General features: G+C 38.6%; 5 protein-coding genes and 1 other RNA gene. 4 read left to right on the top strand and 2 right to left on the bottom strand.

Going from position 1 to position 5,128, the window contains the following annotated elements; all coding sequences use genetic code 11:
• Nucleotides 1-54: 54 nt before the first annotated feature.
• Together ytxC and PLH43_RS12985 are read left to right on the top strand one after the other, a co-directional pair.
• Nucleotides 55-978: a putative sporulation protein YtxC gene (gene ytxC, locus PLH43_RS12990; RefSeq protein WP_324363808.1), complete on the top strand. Its 924-nt coding sequence runs from the start codon at nucleotides 55-57 to the stop codon at nucleotides 976-978.
• Nucleotides 979-1,587: 609 nt separating this feature from the next.
• Nucleotides 1,588-2,445 (top strand): Asp23/Gls24 family envelope stress response protein, encoded by an 858-nt coding sequence (locus PLH43_RS12985; protein WP_324363806.1) that lies wholly within the window; start codon nucleotides 1,588-1,590, stop codon nucleotides 2,443-2,445.
• On the opposite strand, the gene PLH43_RS12980 is transcribed toward PLH43_RS12985, so the two are convergent.
• A complete protein-coding gene (locus PLH43_RS12980; protein ID WP_324363804.1) occupies nucleotides 2,438-3,214 on the bottom strand; it encodes a DUF6062 family protein in 777 nt (258 codons plus the stop codon). The two genes, PLH43_RS12985 and PLH43_RS12980, sit on opposite strands and share 8 nt — an antisense overlap.
• A 148-nt stretch (nucleotides 3,215-3,362) precedes the next feature.
• On the opposite strand from PLH43_RS12980, the gene PLH43_RS12975 reads away from it, so the two are divergent.
• Together PLH43_RS12975 and ssrS are read left to right on the top strand one after the other, a co-directional pair.
• Entirely contained in the window at nucleotides 3,363-4,250 is an 888-nt protein-coding gene (locus tag PLH43_RS12975; protein WP_324363802.1) for a DNA glycosylase, read from the top strand.
• 176 nt (nucleotides 4,251-4,426) lie between these two features.
• Nucleotides 4,427-4,641: non-coding RNA, 6S RNA (gene ssrS / locus PLH43_RS12970), on the top strand.
• 57 nt (nucleotides 4,642-4,698) lie between these two features.
• Here the strand turns inward: ssrS and PLH43_RS12965 are convergent.
• Nucleotides 4,699-5,067 (bottom strand): phage holin family protein, encoded by a 369-nt coding sequence (locus PLH43_RS12965; RefSeq protein ID WP_324363800.1) that lies wholly within the window; start codon nucleotides 5,065-5,067, stop codon nucleotides 4,699-4,701.
• Between the last annotated feature and the right edge of the window lie 61 nt (nucleotides 5,068-5,128).

Here is a 5,128-nt window from a genome sequence, read left to right as displayed (position 1 = left end):
CTGCATACAACAAATTGCTAAGACATATACTACGTTTGAAGGGATGTGAAGTTGATGCAGTTTCTTTGTATTGGGGTTAATGACGATGCTGACAGTTTGAAAAACTGTTTGATAAATGAACTATCCCGAAATAATAAAAAGAACAGAAATTACCTGGTGAGAGATGTTGTCGAATCGGAAGGCTCAACTTCAGTTATCTGTAGTTTGGCAGATGACGATGCTCCTTCGGACATGAATTCTCATTTATATAGGGAATTGGTTTTTAATGTTTCCAATGCTTTGGCGAGTTTTATCATTGATAAGTATGAAGAAAAGTTGATATACAGAATAATAAACAGCAATTATTGTTATTTTACCCAGGTAGAGAGGAAAGAAATACAAAGGCTTGCTCTTGCAATAATAAAAAATGAGGATAGAAATCTATTAAACAGTTTTTTTCAGATTCGAAGGAAGAATATTATAATAAAAAGATTACTGGAGTATTTTGAAACTTCAAACAGTGTCATACTGGACGGTTTTGTAAATTTTCGCCTGAAGGATTATATGAAGGACCTTGAAGAAATAGTAGAGAAAGCAGTGGATGATTTCCTCATGGAAAGGGAATACCGGGAGTTTATCATGCTTTTGAGATATTTTGTTGACAGACAGGAACCCAAATTCAATGTTGTCCACATTATTGTGAGTTATGACAATAAATATGTACTGCTTGATGAGAACAAACATGAAATCACAAATGATTGCCTTCAGGAATTTATGAACGACATACCCGAAGGAGAAGTGAATTATGATGACCTCCTTGTAAGTTCCCTTATCACCATGGCACCAAGAAAGCTTGTTATACATGGCGCCAAATCCTTTAGAAACAAGGAGCTTCTTGAAACGATAAAAAATGTTTTCTGGGGTAAGGTTGTCATATGCTCCGAATGCGAATTGTGCATGGTGAATATGGTAAGAAGTGAAAATAAAAGTCAAATCTAAACTTTAACCGCATTGAAATGGGCCGAACAGGCCCACTTTTTGATATAAAATTACAAAAAAACAGAAATGGTACAAATTTTCTTCAAAATTTTTCTCCATACATATTGACAATATATGAACAAATGATACAATATATTGTATAATGCAATATGATGTATATAAGCAATTCTTTCCGGGCATAATTGGAAAGAGGCATATATTTTATTTTGAATGCTTTTAAGAAGGGTTACAAAAAACTAACCTTTGCAGTAACTTTTAAACAATTAATATAATTTTTCTTCCTACTAATGATTAAAGAATATTAGGTACCAAGGATTAAGAAGCTTAAAAGCAAAAGATAACAAGTGAAAAAAACTAAAGAAAAATATCCGGGAAAAAAGAGAGTAGATTTACTCTCTTTTCCCTGTTTTAGGGGAAATAATTTTCATAATAAATATTTTTAGGACTGTCTTTAAGACTTAGAGAGCCTTTCTTAATGTACCTCATTGATAAGGAAGGTTTATCCTCATTGTAATGGAAGATAGTTTTGTGGTAAAATTGATTTTAATACAAGAGGAAAATTTGTACTCGTAAGTAGCATGAGTTTTCGAAGTTTATGGAGGTATAAACTTGAGGGTAGTTGGATTTGTAGGGCCAAGCGGAACCGGAAAAAGCCATAGGGCTGTATGGGTTGCCCGGGAATGGGGAATAGATTTTATTATTGATGATGGTCTTCTTATAAGAGGTGCACAGATTATCGCGGGTACTTCAGCCAAAAAGGAGAAAACAAAAATAGGCTCCATCAAGTGTGCCCTGTTTACAGATGACGAGCATGCAAATGACGTAAAGACGGCTATAAGGCAATACAATCCGGAGGGAATACTTATTCTCGGCACATCGGACGGTATGGTTGAAGCCATAGCAAAGCGTCTGGAGCTTCCGGAGATTTGCGAAAAGGTTTATATACACCAGGTGGCAACGGAGTTTGAGATAAAGCAGGCGCTTACCACAAGAAAGGAACAGGGAAAGCATGTTATTCCGGTACCTACTTTTGAGATAAAAAAAGACTTTTCGGGTTACTTTCTCGACCCTTTGCAGATATTTAGAAGGAAGGGTAAGGGAAGATTTCAGCTTATTGGCGAGAAATCCGTAGTCAGGCCGACTTTCAGCTACCTTGGCAACTACACTATTTCCGACTATACGATATACCAGATAGTGGATTATGTTACCTCAAATATTGAAGGGGTAAATAAAATATCAAGGTTTCGGGTGGAGAATCACCCGGAAGGCATATATATTGAAATGGACCTTGTGCTGGTGTATGGCTGCCAAATAAAGCCTCTTTTAAGGAATATCCAGCAAAAGGTGATTGACGAGGTTGAAAAGCTTACGGCCCTCAATATCGAATGCCTTAATATTACGGCAAAAAGCCTTGTTTTGGAATCCAACAAGGCTTTGGAAGCAAGAAGGAGCGATCTTGCTACTTGAGGCTGGAAAAGCCCACCAGCTTTTGAATGCTTCTTGGCAGAGCGTCCTTTGAATTGCCCCAGGGGGCATCATTATTGCGGTAGTCAAACTTTTTGGTAAACCAGTTTACTTCCTGCTGAATACGTTCCATGTTTTCTATCTGCATGGAAAGCAGATTGTCTACAAATATGGCGGTCTCTTTCGGACCAAGATACTTTTGTGTGCCTTCAAGAAGAGCTTTAAGGTGCTTTAAGCAAAATCCCTTTCGGCTATGAAAAAGGTCTTTGAAGTCACTTTCTTTAAAATAAAGATATAGAATTACATCTATGTACCTGTCCATTGTTCTGTTGATTCGTGTGCAAACGGTACAGGAGTTCTCAAGATTTTCAAGATGAGCAATCAATTCATCCACAAATTTGCGGGTCTCGGTTTGCTTTGAAGAAAGCTTGCCCGACAGATTTTTTATAAAAGAGACATCGGCATCTTTCTGAAGGTGCTCTTTTTTGGCTTCATAGCTTTTTTTGAGCCGTAAGTTTTGCTCCACCATGTGGGTGTCAACAATGAGCCCAAGCCCCAAACGGTTTGCCTGGCTGTTGTATAGAAGCTCAAAATGTCTTTTGCAAAAGCCGTTTTCATTTGTCTCCATTCTTCCTTCAGGCTCCATCAGGAAAGGTCCCAGTACATATTCGATGTTTTCGTCTTCCAGCTTTTTTTCCAGCACACACATGGGACATTCACAATCGGTGCTAAATGCATCGGTTACAGGTATTGTGTAAATTTTCTCTTTCATGGCATTTTCCTTTCAAAATTTAATGCAAACATATCACTTATATTTATTTAAATTATAACAGAAAAACAGGGTATTATATATAAGTGACGCAAAAATTATAAGTAACACAAAAAAATATTTAAGAAAATATTCAAGGTACGGTGAGGATATGGAATACAAAGGATATAAAATTGAGCAAGAGAATAACAAGGTCATTGTTGAGAAAGTAGCGGATTTTGACCCTGTCCATGTATTCGACTGCGGACAGTGTTTCAGGTGGATAAAACAACCGGACGGAAGTTATACGGGGGTTGCATATGACAGGGCTGTAAACGTAAAGTACCGGAACGGAGTTTTGGAATTGTCAAACGCCGATATAAAGGATTTTAAGAATATATGGTTTGACTATTTTGACCTCGGAAGAGACTATTCGCATATTAAAGAGAAAGTAATGAAAGATGAGATAATGAAGGAAGCGGTAGAGTTTGGCTCAGGGATAAGACTTCTTAGGCAGAGTATATGGGAAACCCTGGTATCTTTTATCATCTCTGCCAACAACAGGATACCCAGGATAATGAAAACCGTGAATGAAATATCCCGGCTTTATGGCCGTGAAACAGAAATGGACGGCGAAAAGTATTATGCATTTCCCACTGTTGAGGAACTTTCCCGTGCGGCTTTGGAAGAGTTGGAGCGTACCGGAGCGGGATTTAGATGCAAATACATAATGAGTGCCGCAAAGATGGTTAACGAGGGAATAATAAGCCTTGAGGCCGTTTGCTCAATGGATACCGCTGAGGCAAGAAACCATCTTATGAAATTTCAGGGAGTCGGCCCTAAGGTTGCAGACTGTACGCTGTTGTACAGCGGCACAAAATACGATGTGTTTCCCACCGACGTGTGGGTAAAAAGAGTGATGGAGGAGCTGTATTTTAAAAGGGAAGCGAGCTTTAGCGAAATACAGGAATTTGCCCGTGATTATTTTGGTGAATATGCGGGATTTGCCCAGCAGTATCTTTTTTATTATGCACGAGAAAACAGAATTGGTGCAAAATAGCAACGGGGATTATTTTGCGCGCACAAATTGTAAAACTAATTATAATTTTGATTTATTAAGCATTTGATAGTTTGATTACAATATCCTCGACTCAGTAGCTTTAAATGTGTATTGCATTGTTTGTTTTTTTTATTGGTCAATGTTATAATGGATTTGCAAGCGAGAAGTTAAAAACTAATAGCCTGAAATGTGCGGAGTATCCTATAGTTTTGAACCTACAGTTGACATAAGGGAGTTTGGAGTTTGAAAGCAGGAAGTCAGGCCGCAAGCTAATCCCGACACATGTCATTAAGATATGTGCAACGGCAGCGGAAGGCTGAGGCTTTCAACAGGACACCCACCTAGCTTGGGCTAGGTGTCAAAATATAGGGGAACGGCATTTTGGGTATAAATATGATAAAGGGTCTCAGGTTTTCCTGAGACCCTTTATCATATCCAGTATTTGTTTTTACATAATAGATTTTCCCGGGATTATGGCATCAATTATACCGTAAACCAATGCTCCTATTACAGCGCCAAGCAGAGTAACGCTGTATCCTGCGACGAAAAACTGAGTGATATATATTATTACGGCTGCAAGTATAAAGCCGGTAATTCCCCTTCCGAATGGAGTGGCATTTACACCGAGGAATTTTACAGCAACAAAGTCAAGCGCTGCAAGAACAATCGCACCTAAAATAAGCGGCCAGAAACCTGATATTGAAAAGCCCGGGGTTAAAGCTGCTGTGACTGCAAGCACAACTGCTCCCACTACCAGCCTTATGAGGAAATGGATTAGGCCAACACCCTCTGCCCTGGCATCGTTAAAGTTTGCCATCAGTTCACTTCCTTGTACAATTAATATTGTATTAAATCAGTGACCGAAGCCACTGTTCGAC

Origin of the sequence: Acetivibrio sp. (assembly GCF_035371925.1) — a bacterium.
GTDB lineage: Bacteria > Bacillota > Clostridia > Acetivibrionales > Acetivibrionaceae > Hungateiclostridium.
Note: the sequence above shows the minus strand (reverse complement) of the source record. Positions and strands in the feature narration are given on the sequence as shown.